This window comes from Lentzea sp. NPDC004789, from assembly GCF_053601075.1.
Genome location: NZ_JBSGBE010000016.1, coordinates 203,153 through 228,917, shown reverse-complemented (window position 1 = coordinate 228,917; position 25,765 = coordinate 203,153). Strand labels below are relative to the sequence as shown.

25 protein-coding genes and 6 tRNA genes are annotated in these 25,765 nt (G+C 68.0%); 23 read left to right on the top strand and 8 right to left on the bottom strand.

From position 1 onward, the window contains the following. Positions 1 to 28 precede the first annotated feature (28 nt). Positions 29 to 757 carry a hypothetical protein gene (locus tag ACWEIJ_RS32125; protein WP_449840988.1) on the bottom strand — a complete coding sequence of 243 codons (729 nt, stop codon included), beginning with the start codon at positions 755 to 757 and terminating at the stop codon, positions 29 to 31. A 230-nt stretch (positions 758 to 987) separates the two neighbouring features. Between ACWEIJ_RS32125 and ACWEIJ_RS32120 the strand changes: the two genes are divergently transcribed. After that, a complete protein-coding gene (locus ACWEIJ_RS32120; protein WP_449840987.1) occupies positions 988 to 1,269 on the top strand; it encodes a tyrosine-type recombinase/integrase in 282 nt (93 codons plus the stop codon). Positions 1,270 to 1,386: 117 nt separating this feature from the next. On the opposite strand, the gene ACWEIJ_RS32115 is transcribed toward ACWEIJ_RS32120, so the two are convergent. The 4 genes from ACWEIJ_RS32115 to ACWEIJ_RS32100 form a co-directional block, all read right to left on the bottom strand. Beyond that, positions 1,387 to 1,458 (bottom strand) — tRNA-Val (locus ACWEIJ_RS32115). A 56-nt stretch (positions 1,459 to 1,514) separates the two neighbouring features. Further along, positions 1,515 to 1,937 carry a TIGR02611 family protein gene (locus tag ACWEIJ_RS32110; RefSeq protein WP_449840986.1) on the bottom strand — a complete coding sequence of 141 codons (423 nt, stop codon included), beginning with the start codon at positions 1,935 to 1,937 and terminating at the stop codon, positions 1,515 to 1,517. A 22-nt stretch (positions 1,938 to 1,959) separates the two neighbouring features. Then, positions 1,960 to 2,742, bottom strand: a complete 783-nt coding sequence (locus tag ACWEIJ_RS32105) for an anti-sigma factor (RefSeq protein WP_449840985.1) — start codon at positions 2,740 to 2,742, stop codon at positions 1,960 to 1,962. Further along, on the bottom strand, positions 2,739 to 3,359 hold the full coding sequence (locus tag ACWEIJ_RS32100) for an RNA polymerase sigma factor (RefSeq protein ID WP_449840984.1): 621 nt from the start codon (positions 3,357 to 3,359) through the stop codon (positions 2,739 to 2,741). The genes ACWEIJ_RS32105 and ACWEIJ_RS32100 overlap by 4 nt, the downstream gene beginning before the upstream one ends. Before the next feature lie 255 nt (positions 3,360 to 3,614). On the opposite strand from ACWEIJ_RS32100, the gene ACWEIJ_RS32095 reads away from it, so the two are divergent. The 10 genes from ACWEIJ_RS32095 (at position 3,615) to ACWEIJ_RS32050 (ending at position 10,783) form a co-directional block, all read left to right on the top strand. Next, positions 3,615 to 4,040 (top strand): SsgA family sporulation/cell division regulator, encoded by a 426-nt coding sequence (locus tag ACWEIJ_RS32095; protein ID WP_030466274.1) that lies wholly within the window; start codon positions 3,615 to 3,617, stop codon positions 4,038 to 4,040. A 106-nt stretch (positions 4,041 to 4,146) separates the two neighbouring features. Beyond that, positions 4,147 to 4,219, top strand: a tRNA-Gly gene (locus tag ACWEIJ_RS32090). Positions 4,220 to 4,261: 42 nt separating this feature from the next. Further along, positions 4,262 to 4,333: transfer RNA gene (locus tag ACWEIJ_RS32085), tRNA-Cys, on the top strand. Between the two features lies 1 nt (position 4,334). Beyond that, a tRNA-Val gene (locus ACWEIJ_RS32080) sits at positions 4,335 to 4,406 on the top strand. Positions 4,407 to 4,564: 158 nt separating this feature from the next. Continuing rightward, positions 4,565 to 4,637: transfer RNA gene (locus ACWEIJ_RS32075), tRNA-Gly, on the top strand. 1 nt (position 4,638) lies between these two features. Further along, a tRNA-Val gene (locus ACWEIJ_RS32070) sits at positions 4,639 to 4,710 on the top strand. Positions 4,711 to 4,871: 161 nt separating this feature from the next. Then, the gene (locus ACWEIJ_RS32065; RefSeq protein WP_449840983.1) at positions 4,872 to 5,462 is read left to right on the top strand and encodes a TIR domain-containing protein; all 591 of its coding nucleotides are present in this window, start codon (positions 4,872 to 4,874) and stop codon (positions 5,460 to 5,462) included. 2 nt (positions 5,463 to 5,464) lie between these two features. Then, a complete protein-coding gene (locus tag ACWEIJ_RS32060) occupies positions 5,465 to 7,081 on the top strand; it encodes a tyrosine-protein kinase family protein (RefSeq protein WP_449840982.1) in 1,617 nt (538 codons plus the stop codon). A 13-nt stretch (positions 7,082 to 7,094) separates the two neighbouring features. Then, positions 7,095 to 7,694 (top strand): hypothetical protein, encoded by a 600-nt coding sequence (locus tag ACWEIJ_RS32055; RefSeq protein WP_449840981.1) that lies wholly within the window; start codon positions 7,095 to 7,097, stop codon positions 7,692 to 7,694. Next, positions 7,691 to 10,783 (top strand): ATP-binding protein, encoded by a 3,093-nt coding sequence (locus tag ACWEIJ_RS32050; protein ID WP_449840980.1) that lies wholly within the window; start codon positions 7,691 to 7,693, stop codon positions 10,781 to 10,783. Before ACWEIJ_RS32055 ends, ACWEIJ_RS32050 begins: the two co-directional genes overlap by 4 nt. A gap of 42 nt (positions 10,784 to 10,825) precedes the next feature. On the opposite strand, the gene ACWEIJ_RS32045 is transcribed toward ACWEIJ_RS32050, so the two are convergent. Continuing rightward, complete coding sequence (locus ACWEIJ_RS32045) at positions 10,826 to 11,449, bottom strand: hypothetical protein (RefSeq protein ID WP_449840979.1); 624 nt, start codon at positions 11,447 to 11,449, stop codon at positions 10,826 to 10,828. Positions 11,450 to 11,669: 220 nt separating this feature from the next. Between ACWEIJ_RS32045 and ACWEIJ_RS32040 the strand changes: the two genes are divergently transcribed. After that, positions 11,670 to 11,840, top strand: a complete 171-nt coding sequence (locus ACWEIJ_RS32040) for a hypothetical protein (protein WP_449840978.1) — start codon at positions 11,670 to 11,672, stop codon at positions 11,838 to 11,840. A 103-nt stretch (positions 11,841 to 11,943) separates the two neighbouring features. Then, positions 11,944 to 13,125: a helix-turn-helix domain-containing protein gene (locus ACWEIJ_RS32035; protein ID WP_449840977.1), complete on the top strand. Its 1,182-nt coding sequence runs from the start codon at positions 11,944 to 11,946 to the stop codon at positions 13,123 to 13,125. Here the strand turns inward: ACWEIJ_RS32035 and ACWEIJ_RS32030 are convergent. Next, on the bottom strand, positions 13,116 to 15,998 hold the full coding sequence (locus ACWEIJ_RS32030; RefSeq protein ID WP_449840976.1) for a tetratricopeptide repeat protein: 2,883 nt from the start codon (positions 15,996 to 15,998) through the stop codon (positions 13,116 to 13,118). The genes ACWEIJ_RS32035 and ACWEIJ_RS32030 overlap by 10 nt on opposite strands. Positions 15,999 to 16,148: 150 nt before the next feature. On the opposite strand from ACWEIJ_RS32030, the gene ACWEIJ_RS32025 reads away from it, so the two are divergent. Next, a complete protein-coding gene (locus ACWEIJ_RS32025) occupies positions 16,149 to 16,721 on the top strand; it encodes a vWA domain-containing protein (RefSeq protein WP_449840975.1) in 573 nt (190 codons plus the stop codon). 88 nt (positions 16,722 to 16,809) lie between these two features. Further along, positions 16,810 to 17,748 carry a hypothetical protein gene (locus tag ACWEIJ_RS32020; protein WP_449840974.1) on the top strand — a complete coding sequence of 313 codons (939 nt, stop codon included), beginning with the start codon at positions 16,810 to 16,812 and terminating at the stop codon, positions 17,746 to 17,748. Positions 17,749 to 17,757: 9 nt separating this feature from the next. Here ACWEIJ_RS32020 and ACWEIJ_RS32015 read toward each other — a convergent pair whose 3' ends face one another. After that, the gene (locus ACWEIJ_RS32015; protein WP_449840973.1) at positions 17,758 to 18,621 is read right to left on the bottom strand and encodes a glycosyltransferase family 2 protein; all 864 of its coding nucleotides are present in this window, start codon (positions 18,619 to 18,621) and stop codon (positions 17,758 to 17,760) included. 34 nt (positions 18,622 to 18,655) lie between these two features. On the opposite strand from ACWEIJ_RS32015, the gene ACWEIJ_RS32010 reads away from it, so the two are divergent. The 8 genes from ACWEIJ_RS32010 (at position 18,656) to ACWEIJ_RS31975 (ending at position 25,758) form a co-directional block, all read left to right on the top strand. Next, positions 18,656 to 19,144: an HAD domain-containing protein gene (locus ACWEIJ_RS32010; protein WP_449840972.1), complete on the top strand. Its 489-nt coding sequence runs from the start codon at positions 18,656 to 18,658 to the stop codon at positions 19,142 to 19,144. Between the two features lie 89 nt (positions 19,145 to 19,233). Next, positions 19,234 to 20,355 (top strand): ABC transporter substrate-binding protein, encoded by a 1,122-nt coding sequence (locus tag ACWEIJ_RS32005; RefSeq protein WP_449840971.1) that lies wholly within the window; start codon positions 19,234 to 19,236, stop codon positions 20,353 to 20,355. A gap of 95 nt (positions 20,356 to 20,450) precedes the next feature. Then, a complete protein-coding gene (locus tag ACWEIJ_RS32000; RefSeq protein ID WP_449840970.1) occupies positions 20,451 to 21,269 on the top strand; it encodes an ABC transporter permease in 819 nt (272 codons plus the stop codon). Beyond that, positions 21,257 to 22,039 (top strand): ABC transporter permease, encoded by a 783-nt coding sequence (locus ACWEIJ_RS31995; protein ID WP_449840969.1) that lies wholly within the window; start codon positions 21,257 to 21,259, stop codon positions 22,037 to 22,039. Before ACWEIJ_RS32000 ends, ACWEIJ_RS31995 begins: the two co-directional genes overlap by 13 nt. Positions 22,040 to 22,041: 2 nt before the next feature. After that, positions 22,042 to 23,088, top strand: a complete 1,047-nt coding sequence (locus ACWEIJ_RS31990; protein WP_449840968.1) for an ABC transporter ATP-binding protein — start codon at positions 22,042 to 22,044, stop codon at positions 23,086 to 23,088. Further along, positions 23,085 to 24,194, top strand: coding sequence for a low temperature requirement protein A (locus ACWEIJ_RS31985; protein ID WP_449840967.1), 1,110 nt, complete (start codon positions 23,085 to 23,087; stop codon positions 24,192 to 24,194). Before ACWEIJ_RS31990 ends, ACWEIJ_RS31985 begins: the two co-directional genes overlap by 4 nt. Positions 24,195 to 24,201: 7 nt before the next feature. After that, positions 24,202 to 24,597, top strand: a complete 396-nt coding sequence (locus ACWEIJ_RS31980; RefSeq protein ID WP_449840966.1) for a VOC family protein — start codon at positions 24,202 to 24,204, stop codon at positions 24,595 to 24,597. After that, positions 24,598 to 25,758 (top strand): MFS transporter, encoded by a 1,161-nt coding sequence (locus ACWEIJ_RS31975; RefSeq protein ID WP_449840965.1) that lies wholly within the window; start codon positions 24,598 to 24,600, stop codon positions 25,756 to 25,758. Positions 25,759 to 25,765: the final 7 nt, after the last annotated feature.

Here is a 25,765-nt window from a genome sequence, read left to right as displayed (position 1 = left end):
AACGTTTAGTGAAGAGAGTTCGTCCGGACTAAGACTTCTTACGCTTTTCCCTACGGAATACAACGCCGCCGTCCGTGCCAACATGGAAGACAGTGCCCGAGAGGGAGCCGTCCACCCTGTTAGAAATAGGCCCTCTACCTCCGAATGCAACGTCTCGCCCGTTCTTGCTTGCGGACTCTTGAGGGGAAAACGTGCTGCCCGATGGAGTTTCGTCTCGGTTCTGCTTCATCGCCCGACGACGTTGCCGGCGCACCTTAACCGCCTTGCGCCATCCACTACGCCAGGGCTGCCACCAGCGCGGCTGATACCACAGATCTTCCCGGCAAGCGCTCGTGAAGCCATGCATGGCATCGACGTACAGCGTCATCTCGGTGTCCGTCAACGCTTCACGACGCGCAGCGGCCGACTCGAAGGAGTCGGCAACGGCCTGGCAGACGATTTCAGCCGCTTCAATTGGCTCCGGGTTTCCCACAAGGCGAAGCTCATAGAGGGCCTGAGCAAACTCGGTCATTGCTCTGAGCAACGCATCCATATAGGGCTTGCGTTCTTCAAACTCAAGCTTCATGAGTTCAGGCGATACCCGACTGTCACGAATCTGGACGACGTAGGCCACTACAGCTTCTTGGAAGCGCGTGTACACATGCCGCCGCTCTTCCCGTCCTCCGACACGTGGCTGGCCATTGGGCCGATAGCGGCTGGCTATTACAGCCGAGCCGATCTTCGCTGCGGTGGCGGCCAAACTCAGCGGGTCACTCATGCACCCAGTACAGCAAGGATCGGTAGTGCTTTGGCGGCACCTCCACGAACGAGCTGGGCCTCGTCACCCGTTTGCAGGAGCAGCAGGCTGTCGCCGCACCGTCGCGCTGTACGTCGATGGCAGCCGAGGGCTCTAGCCAAGATCGTCAGCAGTGAGAAACCTGGGGCGTTTGATCAACAGGTGAGAGTGCAGATAAGCGGCGGCGGTCCAACTTCCGGCAGCGGGCGTGGTTGCCCGCGAAGGCCGGCAACCCGAAGCTGGGGTGGAAACCGCTGAACCCGGAACTGCACTTCCACGATCTGCGGCACACGCACGAGACGTGGCTGATCGAGGATCAGGTTCCTCGGGTGGTGCGGCTGGCCCGGTTGGGTCACAAGCGCAAGGACGTCGACGACAACTACTCGCATGTGACGGACGTCATGATCGCCCGGATGCTGGCGGGGTTGCAGCGCCGCTGGGAAGAAGACGGGGGATGGACCCGGGAGCGGGAAAACGGGCCGTCAGCGGCATGAACGCTTAGGTATCGCGAATGTGTTCATCAGGCCGTGCTCCCCATTTGCTCCCCGCAACGACAAACGGCCCGCCGATGGAATCCATCGACAGGCCGTCTGATCAGGTAAAACACACTGTGGGCGATACTGGGATCGAACCAGTGACCTCTTCGGTGTGAACGAAGCGCTCTCCCGCTGAGCTAAACGCCCGTGTTCTGTTGTCTTGCTGTCCCGCTCTCGCGGTGTGGTCATAGCTTACAACATCATCAACGAGAACCAAAAATCGGGCTCTGCAACCAGGTCCAGTCGATGCCGAACCAGCCGCCGACCAGCGCGAACGCGTTCAGCAGGTACAGGGTTGCCAGCACGATGGCGCAGACGCCCGCCATCACGAGGGCGCGGACCCAGACGGGCTGGCGCTTGAGCCACTCGACCCAGCGGTCGTAGTAGCGCTTGGCGAACTTCAGGACTCGGCCTGCCCACTCGAACTCCGTGGCGAGGATGGCGAGGCCGGCGAAGACCACCAGCCAGCCCGGGCCGGGGTACGGGATCATGACGATGCCGGTGATCAGCACGAGGCCGCCGATCACGCCCACGCCGATGCGGTAGGCCAGGTTCAGCGCCGGGTTGCGGTGGAACCAGTGGCGCCAGCCCTTGTGTTCGTCGGGCTGCACGTCGGGCTTCGTCATGTGTCGATCATCCTGGTGGGACTCAGGCGGGTGCAACCTGGCCTCCTGCCAGCACCTCCGAGGGCTTCGGCGGGGCTTGGCGGCCCGGTTCGAGCGACACCGCGAACGTCGTGTGCTTGTGCGCGTCGGCGGACCAGGTCAGCAGTTGCGGGTCGGTCGAGCCTGCGCGCACGTCGAACACCGCCAACGGTACCGGCGCTTTCGTACTTGCACCCCAAACCACGTAAATGTGACTTGTGTCGTTGGGCTTGAGGTTCATCGGCATCACCGCGCCGGCGGTGGGGCTCGACAGGACGATGGCCACCTCGTCGCCGGAGCCGGTGCGCAGCACTGCCCTGTTCGTCGCGGGATCGGCGGCTAGTGACAGGGCCCTGTTCAGCTGGTCTGAGCGCGACTGGGCGGCCGTCACCTCGGTGGACAGCTGGTTCACGCGGACGCCCAGGTAGCCGCCGCCTGCCAGGACCGCAGCCGCTGCTGCCGCGGCCAGCAGCACTCGGCCGGTGCGGCGGTGGTGTTGCGGGCGCAGCGGGGTCGGGGCCGCGTGGCGCGGGCCCTGCGGGGTGGGCACGTCCTGGGGGATGTGCTCGATCTGTTCCATCAGCCTCGCGCGCAGGCGGGGTGGTGGCTGCTCCTGGCGGACGGCGCCGCCGATGCCCGCGAGGACCTCCTGCGTCGACCGGACCGTGTGCTGGCACGTGGGGCAGGTCGGCAGGTGGTCGCGGACCACTGTTTCCTCGTCCGGCTCCAAGGAGTGCATCGCCCAGCCGACGGCGAGCTCCTCGTGAGGGCACAACTCGCCGTTCACCGGCTTGCTCCTGTCGTCTCGCCGGTCTCGCCGGCCCACAAGTTCCCCAACGTGCCTCTGAGGCGTCTGATCGCCGCGAACGTGCGCGATTTCACAGTCCCCAGTGGCACGCCTGTCAGCTTCGCCACCTCGCACTGCGTGTAGCCGCCCAGATAGGCCAGTGCGATGACCTGGCGCTGCTCTTCCGGCAGCGTGTGCAGGGCCGCCCTGACCTCGGCGCTCACCACGCTCACCAACGCTGCGTGGTCGGAGCCCTCGGCCGGTGGTGAGACGTCGTCAGTGAGGGGAACAGTTCGGCGACGCTGCGTGTTCTCCTTGCGTACGGCATCCACTGCGCGGTGGTGAACAAGAGTCATCAACCAGGTGCCGAAGCTTCCGCGCGTGGGGTCGAACCTGGCGGGGTGCCGCCAGAGTGCGAGGAAGGCTTCCTGGACGACGTCCTCGGCCAGTTCCGGGTCCACGCAGATGCGTCTGGCCAGCGAATACGCTGGTGTGCCGTACCTGTCGTACAGCTCGCCGAACGCCGGCCGATCGCCCTGTGCGAGCCTTTGCACGAGGTCGAAATCGGACGGCCGGCCGTCGCGTGACGCGGCGGATGGACCGGGCGAGTCAGCCACCAGAGATGTCCTCACGTCCAACATTCGCGCAACAGCCGGTACCGGGTTCAGGTTAGACCCAGCAAGATGGGACTGGCTGAACGCGGGCTAAGAGCGAGGAGGACACGGAGCGCGTGCAGACGGTCGCCGTGCGCAGTCAAGCTGACCCGATGGGGTGATCTGCGTCCGATCGGCGAGCGTTCCTCGCCACATGCACGTCACAACTAAGGTGCTCGGTCGTTTTCATGACCGGGAAGGGAGAAGAGGGTAACGACGATGCGCAACGACCACGTGACGCTCCGCTCGACAGCGGTCTTCGACCTGCTGGCGCCGAGGACCCCCGCGGTCCCGGTCCAGGTGGAGCTTCGATACGACACGAAGGACCCGTACGCGGTCGTGGCCGCGTTCCGCACCGGCCGTGCCGGTTGGGTCGAGTGGGTTTTCGCCCGCGATCTGCTCGCCGACGGTCTGATCGCCGATGCCGGTGACGGCGATGTCCGGATCCGTCCTGCCGCCGACGACCCCGAGGTCGTCGTGATCGAGCTGAGCTCGCCGTCCGGCCACGCCATGTTCGAGGCGTCCGCCCAGGAACTCGCTGACTTCCTCGACCGGACCTACGACGTCGTCGTGCCGGGCAACGAGCACCTGTGGGTCAACGTCGACGAGGCGCTCACGCACCTCATCTCGAACGACCTGAGCTGAATCATCCGAGGTAGGGGGCCCGTGAAGGCGGTGCGGGTACCCCCGGTGAAACCCGGTTGAACCCCTCGTATAAGGTTGTTTCAACATCACGAAGTCAGTGATGAACGCGGATGTAGCGCAGTTGGTAGCGCATCACCTTGCCAAGGTGAGGGTCGCGAGTTCGAGTCTCGTCATCCGCTCTGTGAGTCCCCTGTGGGCATCCACTGAGGACTCATGCTCCTGGCGGAGTGGCCGAGTGGCTTAGGCAAGGGCCTGCAAAGCCCTGTACACGGGTTCGATTCCCGTCTCCGCCTCGGACGATTAGCTCAGCGGGAGAGCACTACCTTGACACGGTAGGGGTCACTGGTTCAATCCCAGTATCGTCCATGAGGATCACCAGCGGGGCCAGGTGCACAACGCACCTGGCTCCGCTGGCGTTTCAGGCCTGACCGGCGGCCCCGGTCAGGCTCAAGATCAGCCGATTTGGAACTTCGGGGGCCCGTCGGATAAAGTTCCTCTCGCACCACGGGAAACCGGGGAGCAACGCGGATGTAGCGCAGTTGGTAGCGCATCACCTTGCCAAGGTGAGGGTCGCGAGTTCGAGTCTCGTCATCCGCTCGGACGATTAGCTCAGCGGGAGAGCACTACCTTGACACGGTAGGGGTCACTGGTTCAATCCCAGTATCGTCCACTCACTCCGGAAGCCCTCGATCGAACCTGATCGAGGGCTTCTTGCTGTTCGCGGTCCGGTGGGTGCCGCCCAGTTTTTGTCCAATTTTTGGTCGCAACGGCCGAAAATGCCCACTTTTTTGTCTTTTATCGACCGGGGTGGCGCCTCTACCGTTGTGCGCTGTGTCCGGCTACAAGTACGACTTCTTCATCAGTTACTGCCGATATGGCAGTGTCCAGAAGTGGCTGTTGAACCACTTCCTGGACAAGCTCAAGGAATGCTTGGCCGACCAATACGCGCCAACACCGACGGTATACGTCGACCGCACGATGGAGCGCGGCGTGCACTGGCCGTCGAACCTGCAGGACGCCCTGCGCCACAGCAAGATCATGATTCAGCTGCTGACGCCGCAGTACTACCGGTCGCGCTGGTGCATGGCCGAGCAGAAGAGCATGCGTGCCAGGGAGCAGATGCTGGGAATCGCCAGCGTCGAGGTCTCTCAAGGGCTGATCTATCCGATCCTCTACTCCGATTCGGAGAACTTTCCGGCGGAGGAGAGGGAACGGTCATGGGTGGACTTCAAGGACGTGGCCCACCCCGATCCGGTGTATCAGCAGAGTCGGAAATACCTCCGATTCCACACGCGGGTGAACGATCTTGCGGCCGATCTCGTCCGGCTCGCCAAGTCGGCACCGCCCTGGCAGTCGGACTGGCCCGACATCGACCCGCCAGAACCCCCGCTCCTGCCGCCACCACAGATACCGAGGTTCTGACCATGGCTGGGACGGTCATCACCTTCTACTCGTACAAGGGCGGCGTCGGGCGCAGTTTCACCATGGCCAACATCGCGGTTTTGCTCGCGCGATGGGGTTATCGGGTTCTGACGATCGACTGGGATCTCGAAGCTCCTGGCCTGCACCACTACTTCGCGCCGGTGCTCCAGGAGGCGCCCAAAGGCGGAGTGATCGATCTCGCTCACGACTTTCTCAGCGGTGCGAAGCAACCTACCTCCCACGCCCTCGAAGTCGATGTAACGGGCAGCGGAAGACTCTCGTTGCTGGCCGCAGGAAGAATGGACCGCTCTTACATGGGGCGGATGCAGGCGATCAACTGGGGAGACCTGTACCGGCGGGGCTTCGCGACCTTCCTCGAAGTGTGCCGGGAGCGCTGGACCGCCGACCACGACTTCGTGCTGATCGACAGCAGGACCGGCATCTCCGACATCGCGGGCATCTGCACGGCGCATCTGCCGGACCGTCTGGTCGTGCTGTTCACCGCGAACGACCAGAACCTCGACGAGGTGGTGGACATCACCCGGCGGGCCGACGACGCCAGAGACCGGCTGCCCTACGACCGGCCTCGGCACACCGTGCTTCCCGTGCTGTCGCGCCTGGACAACCGGGTGGAGTACGAGCGCGCGGAGAAGTGGCAACGCAAGTGCGCCGCGGTGGTCGCTCCGCTGTTCGAGAACTGGTTGGTCAAGAGCGTGCCCGAGGACCTGATGCTGCGGCATCTGACGGTCCCCTACGTCTCCTACTGGAGCTTCGGCGAGCAGCTGCCGGTGCTGGAGGAGCTGGTCCCGTCACCAGACCAGATCTCGTACGCGCTCGAAACCATCGCGGCGGTGGTCGCGCAGGGGTTCGATCGGACCGACGTGCTGGAGGACAACCGGGACGCGTACGTCGCAGCCGCGCGCAACCACCACCGGGACTTCGACCTCGATCTGCTGGTGTCCAGTCCCCGGACGTTGCTGAAGGCCACCGAGGAACTCATCTCCGAACTGAACGTGCTCGGCGTGCGGGCCGGGCGGTCCGTCTCCGGTGACCCCGAGATCCTGGAACAGGCAGGGGAACCAGCACAGCACCTGTGCCTCCTGGTGGACGGTGAGGCGAGCCGATGGCAGATCACCGAAGCGGAACGTTTCCTGCGGCACGCGATCGGGCCGGAAGGCGACCAACGTCAGTTGTTCTGCGTGTTGTCGAGAAGCACCGACCGAGATCGGCTACCGGGCTTCCTGCGCAACCTGCGGCATCTGGAGCTCGGCTCACGGCCGGAGCTGGTCGCGCGGCAGCTCCGCGCCCTCATTCAGGGGATTCCCGGACACGAAGCGAACCACGAGGCATTGATGGCGGCGGCCACCGCGCTGCGCGGTCTTCCGGACGAGATGCCCTACGCCGGCCGCTTCGCGCTTGTCCAGGAGACCGTGCACGGCATCACGGCGGCGCTCGACAGCGACGACATGGAGTTGCTGCTTGATCACACGGCTGATCTGGCACTGATCAGCAAGGCGCACGGCAACGGCACCCAGGCTGTGATGCCGGCGGAACTGCGCTCCGCCGTGCGTGACCTGCTCGCCCGGATCGATCGACGACTCAACGCGTTCACCGACTGAGAAAGGCGGCGTGATGCCGGAGAAGTTTGGTGCCCCTGAGCTCGCGGCACTGATGGTGTTGATGCTGGAGAACCGCAAGATGCTCAACACGGAGCTGAAAGAGCAGGTCAGGCTGGACAAACCTGCTCGCGACAAGTTGAACAAAGCCGGCTTGATCCGGACGGACGAGACCGTCAAGCCGATGGTTCACGAGATCACCGATGAAGGCATCGCCCGATGTCTGAAGGATCTCTCCCGGGGCGAGCTGCCGCCGAGAACGCCCTCGCACGCACGCGCCGCGTTCAGTCTGCTGAGGAAGTTCATCCTGCACCACGAGGCGCGCGGCACGCTCGTGGAGGTGATCCGGTCCCGCGACCTGGAGTCGTTGATCCGGGAGGTCTACGAGGAATTGGCCGTCGAGCCGCAGGACTGGATCAGGCTCGCCCGCATCCGGCCGCGGCTCAACGGTGCGGAGAAGGGCGAGGTCGACAAGGCGTTGGTGAAGATGATGAAGACGGGCACCGTCCACCTGGCGCCCGAGTCCAACACGAAGGTGCTCACCGCCGACGACCACGCTGCGGCGCTCCGCGTCGGCAGCGAGGACCTGCACCTCGTGGCCATGGAGGAGTCATGACCGCGCAGCTCCGGGAGGCGCTGGCCGCGTTGCGGTTCAACTCCGCCGAGACCCCGGACGATGTCTGGCGCACCTCGCCGTCTCACGTGGACGGTCTGCACACCAGAGCGGAACACCGCATCAGGACGGCGATCGCGGATGCGAGGGACAGCACCGGTTCCAATCCGATCGGACTCGTCCTGCAGGGGCGCAAGGGCGTGGGCAAGACCCATCTGCTCGGCACGGTGCGCAGCATGGTGCAGGACACCGGCGGCTACTTCTTCCTGATCGAGGTCACTTCGGCCGCGATGTTCTGGGAGGACGTCGCGGACGCCATGCGCAGTGAGCTGCTCAGAAGCCACGACGGTGGCGAGCTGCAGCTCATCGTGCTGCTGCGGCAGTTGTGCCGGGGTGCTGACGTGTCCGAGGAAGTCACGAAGGCGATCGTGAACGAGGCGCCGCTCTCGCCCGACCACCTGGTCGTTCTCCTCGGTGGGCTGCGGAAGGTCGACGCGCGGATCGCGAGCGAGTGTGAAGACGTGATTCGGGCATTGGTGCTCTACGCGTCCACACACACCGCCATCGGCCGCACGTACCTCGAAGGGCTCGACGACGCGGCGGGGGAGCGTCGGGCGTGGGGTTTGTCGACGAGATCGAAGTCCGCGCAGCAGCTGGTCCGGGACATCTCCCGCGTTCTGGCGATGACCGGTCCGTGCGTGATCGCGATCGACCAGCTGGACACCGTGGTCAACAAGACCCAGGACCTCATCGAAGACGACATCAGCCCGGAGGAGGCACGGGAGATCGCGCTCATCTCGGACGGGTTGATGCAGCTGCGTGAGCTCACCAGGCGAACTCTGACCATCGTCGCGTGTTTGCCGACGACCTGGAAGAAGCTGGGCATGGCCGCCAGCGACACGGTCGGCGACAGGTTCACGACGACTCCGATCCTCGGCGCCATCATGGACCCGGCGATCGCCAGGACGCTGGTCGAGAAGTGGCTCGGAGTGATCTACCGGAGTCGTGGGATCACTCCGCCGCATCCGACCTGGCCGGTGGCTGACGAAGCGTTCGGTGACGACTGGCAGGCAGAGACCCCGCGCACGCTGCTCAAGCGCGTGCACTCGCACGCGGAGGCGTGTCTGCACGGCGAGATCCGTGAGCTTCGCTCGTTCCAGGAGACACAGCCCGAGGAGACACCCGCGCCGACCGCCGCACCCGTGGCACAGGCAGGTCTTGAGCCGGATTACCTCGCCGAGCTGGACGCCAAGTTCGCCAGACTGAGGGAGAAGGCCGCGCTCGCCGCCGCTGACGTCAGGCCGCACAACGAGGACGACGTGATGCCGTCGTTGTTGCTGGCAGGGTTGAGGTCGTGGGTCACGGAGATCGGCAACGACGACCTCGCGTGGCATCCCGAGCCGCAGTCTCAGGACAACAGTCTGCACGCGAGCCTTCGCCACACCGTGGACGAGGAGCGGGATGTCGAGGAGCGCTGGGTCTTCCGGCTCATCGCGAGCAGCCACGGCAACAGGGTGCTGCGCAGGCTGCGCGACGCTCGTGCGGCCGCGGAGGACGGGCGTGGCAGACATCTGGTTCTGATCCGGAACGGGTCCAAGGGCTGGACCGGGGCGAAGACCAAGGGGGAGGTCGCGGAGTTCGAGAAGCGCGGCGGCAAGAGCATCGACGTGTCCGACGAGGATCTGCGCACGTTCAGCGCGCTCAAGGAGATGTGGTCCTCGCAGTCGCACCAGTTGCTCGCATGGCTGGTGGCGCGCAAACCCGCCAGCAGCAACACGTTCCTGCAGGTGATCTTGCCGGACCCGGCGGGGAGCAGGGTGCGGACCGCGGCGAGCCATCAGGAGACGCGTCCGCCGCCGCCGCAGGCCGAGCGCGCCGGTGAGATCGTGCTCGGGATGGACGGGGAGGTCCGGATCGAGCTGGAGTCGTTGCGCAAGCACGCGATCGTGTTCGCGGGGTCCGGCAGCGGGAAGACGGTGCTGTTGCGCCGGATCGTCGAAGAGTGTGCGTTGCAAGGGGTTTCGGCGATCGTGCTGGACCCCAACAACGACCTGGCGCGGCTGGGTGATGCCTGGCCCGAGGTGCCGGGGGAGTGGCGGCCTGGGGACGAGGCGAAGGCCGCGGAGTACCTCGCCGGCACCGAGGTCGTCGTGTGGACGCCCGGGAGGGCGAGTGGCCGGCCGTTGAGTTTTCATCCCCTGCCGGACTTCGCCGAGGTGCGGGAGGACGAGGACGAGTTCTCCGCCGCGGTGGAGGCCGCGGTGGCGCGGTTGGTGCCGCACGCGCGGATTGCGAACGGGACCAAGTTCGCGGTCAGGGGGCGGGCGGTGCTCAAGGAGGCGCTCAAGCGGTATGCGCGCGGGGATCGGCGTGACCTCAACGGGTTCGTGGATCTGCTGGCCGAGTTGCCGGACGGGGTCAGCAAGCTGCAGTCGGCGGCGGCCACGGCGGCTGATCTCGCCGAGACGTTGCGGGCCGCGATGGTCAACGACCCGTTGCTCGGCGGGCAGGGGGAACCGACCGATCCCGGGATGTTGCTGGCGCCGTCGCCGGGCAAGCGGGCGCGGGTGTCGGTCATCAGTTTCGTCGGGTTGCCGTCGGACGAGCAGCGGCAGGGGTTCATCAGCCAGTTGCAGCTGGAGGTGTTCGCCTGGATCAAGCGGAACCCGGCGGTGGACCGGCCGCTCGGTGGGCTGATGGTGATGGACGAGGCGCAGACGATCGCGCCGTCGGGTGGGGTCACCGCTAGCACGCAGACGACGATTCTGCTGGCGTCGCAGGCTCGCAAGTACGGGTTGGGGTTGTTGCTGGCCACGCAGGCGCCCAAGGGCGTGCACAACCAGGTGACCGGTAACGCCACCACGCAGTTCTTCGGGCGGCTCAACAGTCCGGCGCAGATCGCCGCGGCCGTGGACATGGCTCGGGCCAAGGGGAGTTCGATCGCGGACTTCTCGCGGCTGGAGCGCGGGCGGTTCTACGTCACCGGGGACACGTTCGGGTTCCGGCGGATGCGGGCGCCGTTGTGCCTGAGCCACCATCCACCGAGTCCGTTGCGGCTTGAGGAAGTGATCGAGCGAGCCCGGCAGCAGTGACGACAAGGGCGGTGTCCCCGAGGGGCACCGCCCTTTCGCATGTCAGCGCAGCATGTCCTCGATGCGTTGGCACAGCGTGGGGAACAGCTCCGCGGTGCCGCCGAGGACGACGAAGTTCACGGTCTCGTCGCCCTCGACCTGCAGGGCGTAGACCGTGTCGCCCGACCGTTCGACCCGCACGGCGACCGTGGTGTCGCCCAGGTGCACGGTGCCGGACAGGCCGCGCTTGGCGAGCTCGGGCGACGCGGCGGCGAACTGTTCGGCCAGTGCCCGCAGCAGCGGGGTCTCCGGCTCAGGCGGTGCCGCGGGAGCGGCCGCCACCACGTCGGCGACCGTCACCCGGTCCCTGCCCGCCGTTTCCGCCGCCTCGACCCTGCTCACCAGGGCGTCCACCAGTCCCTCGTCGGCACGCAGGTACGTGACGTGCGGCGGCGACGGGACCTCGCCGGTCAGGACCGGCAGCACGTGCTCGTCACCGTTCTGCGCCAGCAGATCGTCCACAGTGGACACGAACGGGACGAGGAAGCGCACCTGCGCCTCCGGCAGGTCGGTGCCCTCCAGCACGGTCAGGCCGCGCTGCCGGCACGCCTCGGCCACCTCGCCGGCCACGTCGCGCTGCTCCTCGGCGAACGACACGGCGATGTCGTAGGTCGCGGACTCGATCACTCGAAACCTCCTCCTCGAAGACCGGCCGGTGGCCGGTCGCGCGGGCAGCATCCACGTCCGGTGTTGACCAGAAGTGGATGAGGAGTGGACGTGTTGACCACCTCGGTGGGCAACGGGAAACACCTGGTTCGGCCGTTTTCGCAGATGAATCCTCGAAGTAGCCCGCAGCACGGCGGGCGGAATTCCGAAATCAGCACAGATTTCCTTCGGAGGATTCGTCATGTCCAAAATCGTGTCCACTTTCGTGGCCGGCACCGTCACGCTGGTGACCGCGCTCGCCGTCGCCGCGTCCGTTTCCGGTGGTGTCGCCGCCAACGCGGACGACACGCCGCCACCTCCCACGACCACCACCGAAACCCCCGACGGCGGCGGCAACCCGTGGTACGGATGAGTTAGCGCAAAAGAGCCCCGGCCATTCGGAAGAATGGCTGGGGCGATTGCGGCCGGCGGGTCGTGGATGGTGTACTCGGAGCACGCCGGAGCGGGAGGCAGTCGTGACCGGAACTTTTGGTGAGCTGCTGCGGGAGCACCGCATTGCCGCGGGGTTGTCGATGGGGCAGCTGGCAAAGCTGATCCATTACAGCAAGGGTTATCTCAGCAAGATCGAGAACGACGTCAAACCGCCGACGCCGACGGTGGCGCGCCTCTGCGACGGCGTGCTGGACGTCGGTGGCCTGCTGGTCGAGGCCGCGGCGCTCACCTCTCCCGCGCTCGGCCGGGGCCAGCTGCCGGTCACCGGAACCGCGCTCGGTGCCGGTGCGCTCGCCGGTGGCCCGCGGCCGGTGCCGGACGAGCAGGTGATCATCGGGATGCGCACCTCGTTCGAACAGCTGCGGGGGCTGGGCCTGCACGCCAGCCCGGTGATCGTCCTCGAACCGCTGAAAGCCCTGCAGCACACGGTGCACGGGCTCGCGCGCGAGAACACCGGGCCGGTGGGGACGACGTTGCTGCGGCTCGCCGCGCGCATCGCCGAGTACACCGGCTGGATGAGCCAGGAGGCCGGCGACGAGCAGGGTGCGTTGTCGTGGACGCGGCACGCGTCGGAACTGTCCCGCGCGGCTGGGGATCCGGACATCGCGAGCTACGCGTTCGTGCGGGAGTCGGGGCTCGCGCTCTACCGGCAGGACGCGACCGCGACGATCAACCTGGCCCGGCAGGCGCAGTGGATCGGCCGGGCCGGCGCACGCGTGCTCGCGCTGGCCGCACGGCGGGAGGCGCAGGGCCACGCGCTCGCGGGAGACCGGTACGCCGCGGAGATCGCGTTCGACCGCGCCAGGACGCTGCTGACCGCCGCCCAGCCGGAGAGCCCCTACCCGGCGCTCGGTTCCAGCGCGCCCGATCCGCTGGACCTCGACCGGGGATGGGCGTTGTGCGACCTCGGGCTCAACGCCGAGGCCGCGGAGGTGCTGGACCGGCACCTCGCGACGGTGCCGGCCTCCTCACGCCGGGTCAGGGCCCGCTTCGGCACGCGCAGGTCGCTCGCCCGCGCGTTGTCGGGTGAGGTCGACGAGAGCTGCCGGACGTTCGCCGCCATGGTCGACGACGTGGCGCACGTCGACTCGGCGACCATCAGGGCCGATCTGCGGCAGCTGAGCAGAACCTTGGGCAGATGGCACAACCACGGCGCGGTGCGGGAGATCGTTCCCGACCTGAAACGACTTCTGGGTCACCGCTGACCGCACGCACAGGTCAGCTCCGCGCGTTCGGCCCGCACCTCCTCCGCCTCGCGCCGGTCGAGCCGCGCGAGCAACGCCTCGGCCGCGTCCCAGTGCGGTACGGCCTCGGAATGCCTGCGCAGGGCGTGCAACATCCGTGCGACGCCGATCTCGCCGCGCGCCTGGTGCATGCGGTTGCCCGAGGCCACGTCGAGCAGTGACCGGTAGAGCCGCAGCGCCGCGGTCAGGTCGCCGCCGTCGCGAGCGGTGGCGGCCCGGTCATGGAACAGCCTCGCGCGCAGGTCCGCGTCTGCCACGTCGGCGGCGGCAGCGGCGGCCAGCTCGTGGTGGTGCAGGGCTTCGCCGAGGCGGCCCGCGAGCCGGTGGGCGTCGGCGATGTTGGTCAGCGCGTACGCGGCCACGCAGGCGTCGCCGAGCTCGACCGCGATGTCGTGCGCCTCCAGGTGGTCGGGGATGGCCTCCTCCAGGAACCCGAGGTGCTGCCGGTTCGCGCCGAGGTTGTTCAACGCGTGCGCCAGCCCCTGCTGGTGGCCGATCTTGCGGAGGATCTCCACGGCGGCCTCGTTCTGCCGCAACGCGACCTCGTACCGGCGGTGCTGCTCGTTGAGAAAACCGAGCATGCTCAACGCGTGCGCGCGGCCGCGGAGATCGTCGCACTGCTCGTACTTCGGCAGCGCGGCCTCGAAGTGCGCCATGGCCTCGTCGTGGTCGCCGAGCGACATCGACGACATGGCGAGCATGCACAACGCCGCGGCCTCACCCGCCACGTTGCCGAGACGGGACCACCTGCCCAGCGCCTGCTCGGCGAACTCGTGCGCCTCGGTGTGCCGGCCCAGCCGGTTGACGGAGGCGGACAGGTGCAGCAGCACGTGCGCCTGGCCGTTGTCGTCCTCCGCGTGCACGGATTCGACGGCCTCGATCCAGTCCTGGAACCGGTTGGCGGTGTTGAAGTGCCGCCAGATCAGCGCCGCCAGCCGCCACGCGTGGTCGGGTCCGGCGTGCCGGATCGCGGCCATCAGGTTGTCGCGCTCGGCGGTGATCCACGCCAATGCCTTGTCCTCGCTGGAGAACGTGAGGCCCAGCGGGCTCTCGCGGTCCACCGAGGGCTGGATGGTCCGGTCGAACGGGTAGGCGGCCCGCACGGCGTTCGCGAGCGTGACGAGGTAGAAGTCCAGCAGCCGCACCAAAGCGTCCGCCGGTGCGTGTTCCAGTGCCGCGAACTCCTTGACCGAGTCGAGCATCTGGTAGCGGTCGGGCGCGATCTCCTCCAGCAGGCAGACCTCGTGCAGGTCGTCCAGCAGCTTGCGGGTCTCGGCGACGTCGCGGCCGGCGAGCGCCGCCGCGCCGACGAGGTCGACGTGGGGGCCGGGCAGGTGCCCGAACAGCCGGAAGACCTCCTGCTGCCGTTCGTCGAGCAGCCGGTAGGAGGCGTGCACGGCGGCGGCACCGTCTTGCCGCCACGGCACGTTATCGTCCATCAGGTCGAGCAGGTGCTTCAACGACCACTTGTCGTGCCTGCGCAAGGCCGCCGCCGCGATCGTGATCGGCATCGGCAGGTACCCGCAGCGCTTCACCAGTCCCGCCACGTCCGCCGGTCTGCCACCGCGGACCGGGTCGGTCAGCCTGCGGAACAACGCGGTGGCGTCGCTCGGCGGCAGCGGGCCCAGCCGCACGTGCTCGCTGATGTCCGGCTCGCCCATCCGCCTGCTCGTCACGACGGCGAAGCAGTCGCGTGCCTCGGGCAACAGCGGCCGGACCTGCTCGGGTGAGACCGCGTTGTCCAGCACCACCAGGGTTTTCGTGCCGTACAGCTGGGACTGGTAGACCGTCACCTTGCGGCCCACGGTGTCCGGGATCTGCTCGGCCGGCACGCCCAGCTCGGTGAGCAGCTGCGTCAGCGCGTCCGACACGGACATCGGTGCCACGTTCGGCGTGAACCCGTTGAGGCGCAGCAGGATCTGGCCGTCCGGGAAGCGGTGGCGCAGGCGGTGCGCGGCCTCCACGGCCAGACCGGTCTTGCCGACGCCGGGTGCGCCGCTGATCCACATCGCGCGGCGTTCACCGGTGCCCGCCGTGGCGGCCTCGATCTTCTCCAGCTCGCCGGTGCGGCCGGTGAAGCCGCCCGGCCGGGACGGCAGCGAGCTGACCGGCTCGCCGCGCTCCGCCCGTGCGGCGAGCTTGCGCAACACCGATCCCGGCTCGTACCCGGCCTCTCCGAGCGCGGTGCAGGTGGTCTTGTGGACGCGGATCGCGCCCACGCCGTCGCCGCCCGCGATCAGAGCGCGCATGAGCAGTTCGGCATATTTCTGGTTGATCGGATCGGTCGGCAGGGCGCGGCGCATGCGGTCGCGCGCCGACCTGTGGTCGCCGATGAGGAGCTCCAGTTCGGCGAGGTCGCCGAGTGCGTCGGCGTAGCTCTCGGCCGGGTCGATCACGTCGGCGCCACCGACGCGGTCGATGTCGATGTCCTCCAGGAACCGGCCGCGCCAGAGGGCGACCGCGGCCCGCAGCAGATCGACCGCCTTGCGCTGGTCGTTGTCCTGCACGGCCCGGGCGGCTTGCTCGCGCAGCCGGTCGAACCGCACGGTGTCGATCCGGTTCTCGTCGACGCGCAGCACGTAGCCGGTGGGAGTGGTGTCGATCAACGCGTCGGTGGCCTCGAACGCCTTGCGCAGCTTGTTGATGTAACCGCGGACCAGCGTCTTGCGTTCCGGCTGGTCGGGCCACACGATCTCGGTGATCCGTTCGGGTGACACGGGTTTGTTCGCGTGCAGGAGAAGTACGACGAGGATGAAGCGTTGTTGCTGGTCGCCCAAGGAAACCGAGGTGTGCTCGTGCCACGCCTCCAGCGGACCCAGCATTCGGAACTCCACGCCGTCCTCCTCGGTGTTCGAGCTTCTGTCTTGGAGGAATGTCGCGCAAGGGCCCTTTGGTGTGTCACCGAATCAGCTTTTTGTCCACGATCGATCAACACGATCCGGTAACCGTTCCCCTTGTCACGCATGGTGCTGAGGGGGAGACGGATGGTGCGCGAAGTGTTGCCCTGCTACGTGGTGTGCGACGTATCGCTCTCGATGGCCGACCACATCGACGAGGTCAACGCCGGAATGCGCGAGTTCCGCGGTGCGGTGCACGCCGATCGGCGGGCCGCCGTGCAGATTCGGCTCTGCGTGGTGGTTTTCGCGGAGAGCCCGCTGGTGGTGCAGCCGCTGCGGGCCGCGCTCGACCCGCCGGAAATCATTACACCGCGCCAGGAATCAGGGTCCGACTTCGGTTCCGCGTTCACTCTTCTGCGCGTCACCATCGACCGCGACGTGCGAAATCTGAAAGCGCAGCGGATCCGGGTGCGCCGGCCGGTGCTGTTCTTCATCTCCGACGGCAGGGCGACCGATCCCGCGTGGCCCGAGGCGTTGGCGCAGCTCACCGCCGCGGCGTCGGGTCCGGAGATCATCGCGTTCGGGCTCGGCGCCGTCGACCCGGCGACGCTGGACCGCATCGGCACCACGCGCGTCTTCCTCGGCCGTGACGGCGTCCGGGTCGGCATCGCGCTGGTCTCCTCGGTGGCACGAACGACCCTGCGTCCGGACCACGTGTGACCGATCCACGGCGTGTCCACTTCTCGTCCACATGCTCGACGCAACCTGCCTCCGCCGCACGTGAGCACGCAAGGGGAGGAGAGCGGAGATGACGACGACGCACGCGAAACTGGTCCGTGAGCTGAAGAAACTTCGGAAGGGAAGGGGCGTGCACGGGCGGATCGCGGACCGCCTCGGCCCGGACCTCGCCGCCGCGTGCGGGATCACCAGGGCCGACGGCCAGTCCGCCGCCAGGCAGAAGCTGATCACGAGGCTGACCGAGCTGGCCGAGCAGCTCCCCGACGACCTGCAGCTTCCGGCACGGGCGGCGTTCGGCCTGATCCCGGACGTCCGCCACCCGCTCTACCAGGAACGGGTGAACTGGGTGGCGGCCGCGATCGACCGCGACGCCCGCACCGTGCGACGGCGCGTCGACGAGGCCGTCGACCAGCTGGCGGAACTGGCCGCCACCACCACGCGCCGCACCACCGGCGGCTGGCACACCGCCGAGCTGTCCGTGGCCGTCGTGCTCGACCAGGGGCAGCCCGAGGTGCTGGAGCGCTACCAGGTCGTGGTCGACCAGGACGGCGTCGACCAGCTGGAGTTCGCCGCGGTGTTCCCGGTGCGCAGGCGCGACGTGGACGTGCACCTGCTCTACGGCGGCACGTTGCGGGACCGCTCCGCCACGCACGACCGTCCCGGCTTCACCCTGCTGCCCGCCGAGCCGCTGGCCCGCGGCGAGACCCACGACTTCGCGATCCGGTACCGGCTGCTGAGCCGTGACGTCATGCACCCGTGCGTGCTGCACGTGCCCGAACGGCCGTGCGAGGTCTTCGACCTGCGCGTGCGGTTCGAGCACGACCGCAAGCGGCTGGTGCGCACGTTCGACGGCGTGCTGCAGCGGGCCGATGCCGAGCCGAGCGGGAGCCAGCACACGCCCGATCGGGCCGGGGAGATCCACCTGCGGTTCCGGCGGTTGCTGCCGGGTCTGCTGTACGGCGCCCGGTGGGGCGGGTCGGCGGTGTGCTCGGCGCGGCGCGCGTCCTGAGCGGACGGTTCACGCCGGGGAGACGGCGCGGGTCACCGCCTGGAAGGCCCACGGCACCACCGGGTCGAGCGCGGTCAGCCGGTCGCGCAGCCGGGTGTCCCCGATCAGCACGCCCGAGGCCAGCCCCGCCGCCAGGTCGGGCTGCCGGTCCAGGTACGTCCGGTGCAGCGTGCCGTCGCGGAGGCGCTCGTAGTCCTCCCGCCAATGCCAGCCGACGCCCGCAGCGAGGCGAGTGTTGGCCGCGTACGCCGCGCCGCCGTTCGCGATCTTGCGCTGGTACTGGTCGTAGCCGCGGTCCGGCACGTGCAGGATGTCCAGGCCGGCCGTGGTCATCGGGCCGAGGCGCGGCCCGGACACGGCGTGGTTGCCCTGCTCCACGGTCACGTCGGGGTCGCCGCGGTGGCAGGTCTTGGGTCCGATCCGGGTGCCACGCGGGGACAACGACGCGGTGTCGCGCACGACCAGGCGGTGCACCCAGCCGCCGTCGACGCGCGGATCGGCGACCAGGTTGTCGCGCCGCATCTCCACCGCGCCGAACTCGGGCCCGACGGCGCCGAGAACGTCCTTCAGCGAACCCGAGGCGGGCCAGAAGAACTCGTCGGCGTCCGCGTTGATCACCCAGTCCGCGCCGAGCTCGGCGGCGCGGCGGGCCATCCGGGTCACCCAGCGGCCCTGCTCGTAGTCCTGCGCCGGCTCGTGGTGCAGTTCGAGCACACCCGCGTCGCGGTAGGCCTCCAGGATCTCGACCGTGCCGTCGACGGAACCGTTGTCGGTCGCGATCACCAGGTCCACGCCCGCGGCGAGGTGGTGTTCGATCATCGCGGCGACGACGTCGGCCTCGTCGCGGACGAGCAGGGTCATGAGCAAACGCACCCGCAAAGGGTACGGACACGGCAGTCTTGGGCGGATGAGACCACTCGTGGTGATCGACGTGGACGGGCCGCTCAACCCGTGGGCGGCCGACCCGAAGCCGCCGGGCTACCGGCCGTTCGACATCAAGGTCGGCTGGTGGCGCAAGCTCCGCGTGTGGCTCGACCCGCGGCACGGCGACCAGTTGAGACGGCTGGCCGAGGAGACCGGCGCCGAGCTCGCGTGGGCCACCAGCTGGTCGCATCGGGCGAACGCCGAGATAGGACCGCGCCTGGGCCTCCCGCCGCTCAAGGTGATCGAGTTCCGCGACGACCACGGCTGGAAGTACCCCGCCGTCGCCCGGTACGCCTACGAGCGGCCCCTGGTGTGGTTCGACGACGACTTCGGGCTGCACCGCGAGAGGAACCGGGACTTCGTCCACAAGCGACGGCACCTGACCACCGCGCTCGTCCACGTGGACCCCGCGACCGGCCTCGCCGAACGCCACTTGGACGAAGCACGGAAAGCATTCAGTCGCAACCCGTAGGCAGTCGAGAATTCACCGTAGGAGTCGAGAAGGTCTCAACCGGCGCGGCTGGCTTGACAACGAAAGCATCCCGCGCGAATCCTCCGCCTGTGCTGAAGCGAGGGAACGTCACCACGAAACTGATTGGTGTCGGCGCGTTGGTGCTGGCGGTGGCCGCCTGCGGCGCCCCGCCCGCCAAGGAGACGCAGACCACAGCCGCCGGAACCGCCAAGTCGGCGAGTGACCTCGGTGGCATGGACAAGCTGGTCGAGGCCGCCAAGAAGGAGGGCAAGCTCAACGTCATCGCGCTGCCCCCGGACTGGGCGAACTACGGCGAGATCATCAAGGCCTTCGAGGCCAAGTACGGCATCAAGGTGGACTCCGCGCAGCCGGACGCGTCCAGCCAGGAAGAGATCAACGCCGCCAAGCAGCTCAAGGGCAACGACCGCGCGCCCGACGTGTTCGACCTCGGTCTGAACGTGGCGCTGGCGAACAAGGACCTGTTCGCGCCCTACAAGGTCAGCACCTGGGACGACATCGCCAAGGAGCTCAAGGACGCGGACGGCGCGTACTACGGCGACTACGGCGGCTTCATGTCGATCGGCTTCGACGCGGCCAAGGTGCCGGCGCCGACGAGTGTGAAGGACCTGCTCAAGCCCGAGTACAAGGGCAAGGTCGCGCTCAACGGCGACCCGACGCAGGCCGGTGCCGCGTTCAACGGCGTGGTCATGGCGTCGCTGGGCAACGGTGGTTCCGCCGACGACATCGCGCCCGGTGTCGAGTTCTTCAAGCAGCTCAAGCAGGCCGGCAACTTCCAGCCGGTCGACCCGTCGCCCGCGACGATCGAGTCCGGCCAGACGCCGGTCGTGATCGACTGGGACTACACCAACGCCGCCCAGACCGAGAAGCTCAAGGGCAAGATGGACTGGAAGGTCGTCGTCCCGGCGGAGGCCCAGCTCGGCGCCTACTACAACCAGGCGATCAGCAAGGACGCGCCGCACCCCGCGGCCGCGCGCCTGTGGCAGGAGTTCCTCTACTCCGACGAGGGCCAGAACCTCTACCTGAAGGGCATGTCCCGCCCGGTTCGCCTGGACAAGATGGGTGACAAGGCGGACAAGGCCGCGAAGGACAAGCTGCCCAAGACCGACGGCAAGCAGGTGTTCCAGACGCAGGCTCAGGCCGACAAGGCCAAGGCCGTTCTCACCGCGACCTGGGCGCAGGCCATCGGATGACCTCAGTCGCTCCCGTAGCGACGACGCCCGGCGGTTCCGCTCCGAAGAGGAGCGGGGCCGCCGGTCGGCCATCTGCGGCCGCTTGGCTCGTCGCGGTGCCGTTCCTCGCGTTCGTCGGCATCTTCCTCGTCTACCCCACGATCCTGGTGCTGTTCGGCGCTTTCCAGGACTCGAACGGCGGGCTCACGCTCGACAACCTCACGACCCTGTTCACCGGGGTCGTCTTCGACGCGTTCGTGCGCAGCATCGAGCTGTCCGCGCTCACGGCGGTGATCGGCGCGGTCTTCGGCGCGCTGCTCACGTGGGCCGTCGCGGTCGGCAACCCAGAAGGCATGCTGCGGCGCGTCGTCGTCGCGGCCTCCGGTGTGCTCGCCCAGTTCGGTGGCGTGCCGCTGGCGTTCGCGTTCCTCGCGACGATCGGCTTCGAGGGTCTGGTCACGAAGTTCCTGCGCGACAACGTCGGCATCGACATCTTCGCCGGCAGCGCGTGGCTGTTCGACCTGCCCGGCCTGACGCTCGTCTACACGTTCTTCCAGATCCCGTTGATGGTCATCGTGTTCCTGCCGGCGCTGGACGGTCTCCGTCCACAGTGGCGGGAAGCGAACGCGAGCCTCGGCGGCACCAGCTGGACGTACTGGCGGCACGTCGGCGGGCCCATCCTCACGCCGCCGTTCCTCGGTGCGCTGTTGCTGTTGTTCGCCAACGCCTTCAGCGCCTACGCCACGGCCGCGGCGCTTGTCTCGCAGGGCAGCCCGATCGTGCCGCTGCAGATCCGCGGCTTCCTCACCGGCGAGGTCGTGCTCGGCCAGGAGAACCTCGGCAAGGCGCTCGGCCTCGGCATGGTGATCGTCGTCAGCATCGCGATGGGCGTGAACGTGCTGCTGCAGCGGAGGGTGGCCAAGTGGGTTCGCTAGTGAAGCAACGCGTTCTGCGCACGGTGATCCTGCTGGTGGTGGGCGTCTACTTCGTCCTGCCGCTGATCGCGATGGCGGAGTTCTCGACGCGGGGCAAGGGCGGCAGCCGCAGCCTGGAGTCGTGGACGTCCATCGTCGACGACGACGGGCTGATGGAAGCGCTCGTCAACTCGTTGCTGCTGTCGGTCACGTCAGCGGTGCTCATGCTGGTGCTGCTCGTGCCGACGATGGCGTGGATCCGGTTGCGGCTCCCGCAGTTGCAGCGGCTGGTGGAGTTCCTGTGCCTGCTGCCGCTCGCGATCCCCGCGATCGTGCTCGTGGTGGGCATGGCGCCGCTCTACGCGTGGGTGAACTACTTCCTCGGCGACTCGCCGCTGACCCTGACGTTCGCTTACACCGTGCTGGTGCTGCCGTTCGCGTACCGCGCGATCGACGCCGGTCTCGCGGCGATCGACCTGAAGACCTTGTCCGAAGCCGCGCGCAGCCTCGGCGCGTCGTGGTTCACGGTGTTGTGGAAGGTCGTCGTGCCGAACATCCGCGTGGCACTCATCGGTGCGTCGCTGTTGAGCGTTGCGTTGGTGCTCGGCGAGTTCACCATCGCGTCGCTGCTCAACTTCGACACGCTGCAGGTGCAGGTCAACCTGCTCGGCAAGCGCAACGCGGGCGTGTCCATCGCGGTGTCGCTGCTGTGCCTGCTCTTCGCGTTCGTCCTTCTGTTCGCACTTTCCTACGTCGGCCAACGGCGCCGTCAGACCGTGGTCGAGGAGTGAAAATGGGTCATCTGGAACTCAAGGGGCTGCGCAAGTCGTTCGGCGGCAACACCGCGCTGGACGGCCTCGACCTCGACCTGGCGGAAGGCGAACTGGTGTCGCTGCTCGGCCCGTCGGGCTGCGGCAAGACGACGGCGCTGCGGATCGTCGCGGGCTTCGAGACCGCGGACTCCGGCACGGTCACCGTGGGCGGCAAGGACATCACCCGCGTGCCGGCCAACAAGCGGGACATGGGCATGGTCTTCCAGGCCTACAGCCTCTTCCCGAACATGACCGCGGCGCAGAACGTCGCGTTCGGCCTGAAGATGCGCAAGGCCGACGCCAAGAAGGCCGGCGAGCTGCTGGAGCTGGTCGGGCTCTCGCACCTCGGTGGCCGTTACCCGCACCAGATGTCCGGTGGTCAGCAGCAGCGCGTCGCGTTGGCACGCGCGTTGGCCATCCAGCCGCGCGTGCTGCTGCTGGACGAGCCGCTGTCCGCACTGGACGCCAAGGTCCGGGTGAACCTGCGCGACGAGATCCGCCGCATCCAGACGGAGCTCGGCATGACGACGCTGTTCGTCACGCACGACCAGGAGGAGGCGCTCGCCGTGTCCGACCGGGTCGGCGTCATGTCGCACGGCCGCCTGGAGCAGCTGGACACGCCGTCCGCGGTGTACCGGGAACCGAAGACCGCGTTCGTGGCGCAGTTCGTCGGCGTCACGAACAGCATCGAGGCCAGGGCGGAGGGCGCCGCCGTGGTCGTCAACGGCGTGACCGTCGCCGCCGAGCACGACCAGCCGTCCGGCAGCGACGTGCGGGTCATCGTGCGGCCGGAGGACATCGGGGTTTCCGCGCACGACGGCGACGCCCAAGATGATTCAATACAGCGCAAGATCGTCGGAGATGTGCTGACCCAGTCGTTCCTCGGGCCGGTCACGCGGATCTCCGTCAAGGTGGGCGAGCAGATCCTGCGGGTCGATCAGCCGTCCAACCAGGCGGCGGCTTTCCAGGCGGGGACGCGGGTGGCGCTCGACCTCAGCGAGTCAAGGATCATGGTGGTACCTGGATGATCAGAAAGCTCCTCGCGCGCGACACGGCGGAGGCCCACCGGGTCGCGACGCCGTTGGAGCTGTTGTTCGACCTGAGCTTCGTGGTGGCGGTCGCCCAGGCCGCCGCCTCGTTGCACCACGCCGTGTCCGAGAACCACATCGGGCACGGCGTGCTCGCGTTCTGCATGGCGTTCTTCGCGTTGTGGTTGCCGTGGCTGAACTTCACGTGGTTCGCCAGCGCGTTCGACAACGACGACACCCTGTACCGCATCATCACGATGGTCCAGATCGCCGGCGTGCTGATCATCGCGTCCGGCATCCCGCGCGTCTTCGAGTACGACGACTACCGCATCGTGGTCAGCGGGTACGTCGTCATCCGGCTCGCGATGGTCGCGCACTGGCTGAGGGCGTCGCGGGACAACCCCTCGCACAGGAACTGCACGCGCCGGTACGCCATCGGCATCGCCGGCATGCAGGTGCTCTGGGTGCTGTGGGTGCTGATCGCGCCGCCGAACCTGCAGCTGCCGTTGTGGGTGCTCTTCATGATCGGCGAGCTGCTGGTGCCGATGTGGGCGGAACGGGCGACGGCCACCACGTGGCACCCGCACCACATCGCCGAACGGCACGGGCTGTTCACGCTGATCGTGCTCGGCGAGTCGATCCTGTCGGCCACCACGGCGTTCCAGCAGGGCTTCGACAGCGGGATCAACCTGGTCTCGCTCGCCGCGGCCGGCCTGATCATCGTGTTCTCGGTGTGGTGGATCTACTTCGAGGCGCCGACCCACCTGCACTCGATGAAGAAGGCGTTCCTGTGGGGCTACGCGCACCTGTTCATCCTCGGCTCGATCGCCGCGCTCGGTGCCGGGCTGGCGGCGAGCGTCGACCACGACCTGCACCTCTCGCACGCGCCGGGCACGGCCATTGCCGCGTTCACGACGGTACCGCTCGCGATCTTCTTCCTGTGCGTCTGGTACGTGCAGGACTGTCCTGGCCAGGCGGGGCCGCGCAAGTACCTGCTGCCGCTCGGTTCGGTCGCAGTGCTAGCTGCGACGTTCGGACCAGCACCGATCCACGTGACGGCGGCGATCGCGGCGGTTGTCGTGGTCCTCACACGGCTGGTGCGATGATCAGCGCATGACCGGTGTTCGTGAACTCCGCCTAGTCGTCACCGCCGCCGACTACGACGAGGCCCTGCGCTTCTACCGCGACGTCCTCGGCCTGGAGCAACGGGCGGCGTTCGCGTCCGACGGCGGGCGGGTCACGATCCTGGAGGCGGGCCGGGCCACGCTGGAGATCACCGACCCGCCGCACGCCGAGTTCATCGACCAGGTCGAGGTGGGTCAGCGGGTCGCCGGGCACATCCGGGTGGCGTTCGAGGTGGACGACTCCTCGACGACCACCCGTGAGCTGGAAGCCGCGGGGGCCGAGGTGATCGCGGAACCCACGCGCACGCCGTGGAACTCGCTCAACGCCAGGTTGAAGGCGCCCGCGGGACTGCAGCTGACGTTGTTCCAGGAGCTGGGCGAGTAGATGACGATCTCCGCTGCCGGCTATCGCGATCTCGCGAACCGGGACGTGCTCGCGTGCGCCGTGGTCACGGTCGCCGCGAAGTTACCGATGTCGATGACGCCGCTGATGATGGTGTTCCTGACCAGGGGCCTGCCCGGCGGTTACGTGCTGGCGGCGTCGCTGACCGCCGTGTACGTGCTGGGCGAGATCCTCGGCGCGGCACTGCTGGGGCTGCTGCTCGACCCGTCCCGGATGCGCGGCCAGCTCGCGGCCGGGCTGGTCGTGGGGGCGGGCGCGTTCACGACGCTGGCACTGACGACCAACGTGACGGTGCTGGTGATCGCGGCGTTCGTCGCGGGCGCCGGGCCGTCGACCACACCGGGCGGGCTGCGGGCGATGCTGCTCGGGCTGGTGCCGGACGCGTTGGTGCCCAAGGCGATGGGCTTCGACGCCATGATCACGCAGGTGGTGTGGGCGGTGGCGCCCGCGCTGGTCACCGTGCTGGCGTTGAGCGTCGACCGGCGTGCGCCCGTCGTGGTGTCGGTCAGCCTGATCTGCGTCGCCGCGTGGCTGGTGTTCATCCTGCCCCGCGGGCACGTGACGTCCCGCTCCGGCACGGCGAAGCCACGGGTCGTCGCCTCGGCGTGGCCGATCTACCTGGTGAGCGCGGCGGCGCTGGCGCAGCTGGCGGTCGCGGAACTGGTGCTGCCCGCGTTGCTGGAGCACCGGGGGATCGGCATCGGCTGGATCGGGCCGCTGCTCACGGGGTTCGCGGCGTGCAGTGCGCTGGGCGCGGTGCTGTACGGGCTGCGGCCGTGGCCGGGATCGTTGCGCACCCAGGGTTTGGTGCTGCTCGTCATCACCGCGACGTGCGTCGGCGCGGTGGCGTTGTTCCCGAACCTGCCGGGGATCGCGGGCGCGTTGCTGGCGGCGGGGCTGTTCCAGTCCGGCGTGCTGGTGACGCGGAGTCTGGTGCTGCGCGAACGGCTTCCGGTCGGCGCGCACGCGGCCGGGTTCTCGATGATGTACGCGGTGACCGGCGCCGGGTACGGGTTGACGGCCGTGGTCGCCGCGTGGGCGTTGGACGTCGGTTCACCGATCTGGGCGGTTTTCGGTGGTGTCGCGGTGACTTTGGTCCTGACCGCGGTCAGCGCGGCTGCCGAACGACGGCAGCCGCGCTGAGCTCGGG

Excerpts from the sequence above, each read along its gene's own strand:
- ACWEIJ_RS32125 (WP_449840988.1), bottom strand. The coding sequence starts at position 757 with ATGAGTGACCCGCTGAGTTTGGCCGCCACCGCAGCGAAGATCGGCTCG.
- ACWEIJ_RS32110 (WP_449840986.1), bottom strand. The coding sequence starts at position 1,937 with ATGACGAAGCCCGACGTGCAGCCCGACGAACACAAGGGCTGGCGCCAC.
- ACWEIJ_RS32095 (WP_030466274.1), top strand. The coding sequence starts at position 3,615 with ATGCGCAACGACCACGTGACGCTCCGCTCGACAGCGGTCTTCGACCTG.
- ACWEIJ_RS32060 (WP_449840982.1), top strand. The coding sequence starts at position 5,465 with ATGGCTGGGACGGTCATCACCTTCTACTCGTACAAGGGCGGCGTCGGG.
- ACWEIJ_RS32055 (WP_449840981.1), top strand. The coding sequence starts at position 7,095 with ATGCCGGAGAAGTTTGGTGCCCCTGAGCTCGCGGCACTGATGGTGTTG.
- ACWEIJ_RS32050 (WP_449840980.1), top strand. The coding sequence starts at position 7,691 with ATGACCGCGCAGCTCCGGGAGGCGCTGGCCGCGTTGCGGTTCAACTCC.
- ACWEIJ_RS32040 (WP_449840978.1), top strand. The coding sequence starts at position 11,670 with ATGTCCAAAATCGTGTCCACTTTCGTGGCCGGCACCGTCACGCTGGTG.
- ACWEIJ_RS32025 (WP_449840975.1), top strand. The coding sequence starts at position 16,149 with ATGGTGCGCGAAGTGTTGCCCTGCTACGTGGTGTGCGACGTATCGCTC.
- ACWEIJ_RS32020 (WP_449840974.1), top strand. The coding sequence starts at position 16,810 with ATGACGACGACGCACGCGAAACTGGTCCGTGAGCTGAAGAAACTTCGG.
- ACWEIJ_RS32010 (WP_449840972.1), top strand. The coding sequence starts at position 18,656 with ATGAGACCACTCGTGGTGATCGACGTGGACGGGCCGCTCAACCCGTGG.
- ACWEIJ_RS31990 (WP_449840968.1), top strand. The coding sequence starts at position 22,042 with ATGGGTCATCTGGAACTCAAGGGGCTGCGCAAGTCGTTCGGCGGCAAC.
- ACWEIJ_RS31985 (WP_449840967.1), top strand. The coding sequence starts at position 23,085 with ATGATCAGAAAGCTCCTCGCGCGCGACACGGCGGAGGCCCACCGGGTC.
- ACWEIJ_RS31980 (WP_449840966.1), top strand. The coding sequence starts at position 24,202 with ATGACCGGTGTTCGTGAACTCCGCCTAGTCGTCACCGCCGCCGACTAC.
- ACWEIJ_RS31975 (WP_449840965.1), top strand. The coding sequence starts at position 24,598 with ATGACGATCTCCGCTGCCGGCTATCGCGATCTCGCGAACCGGGACGTG.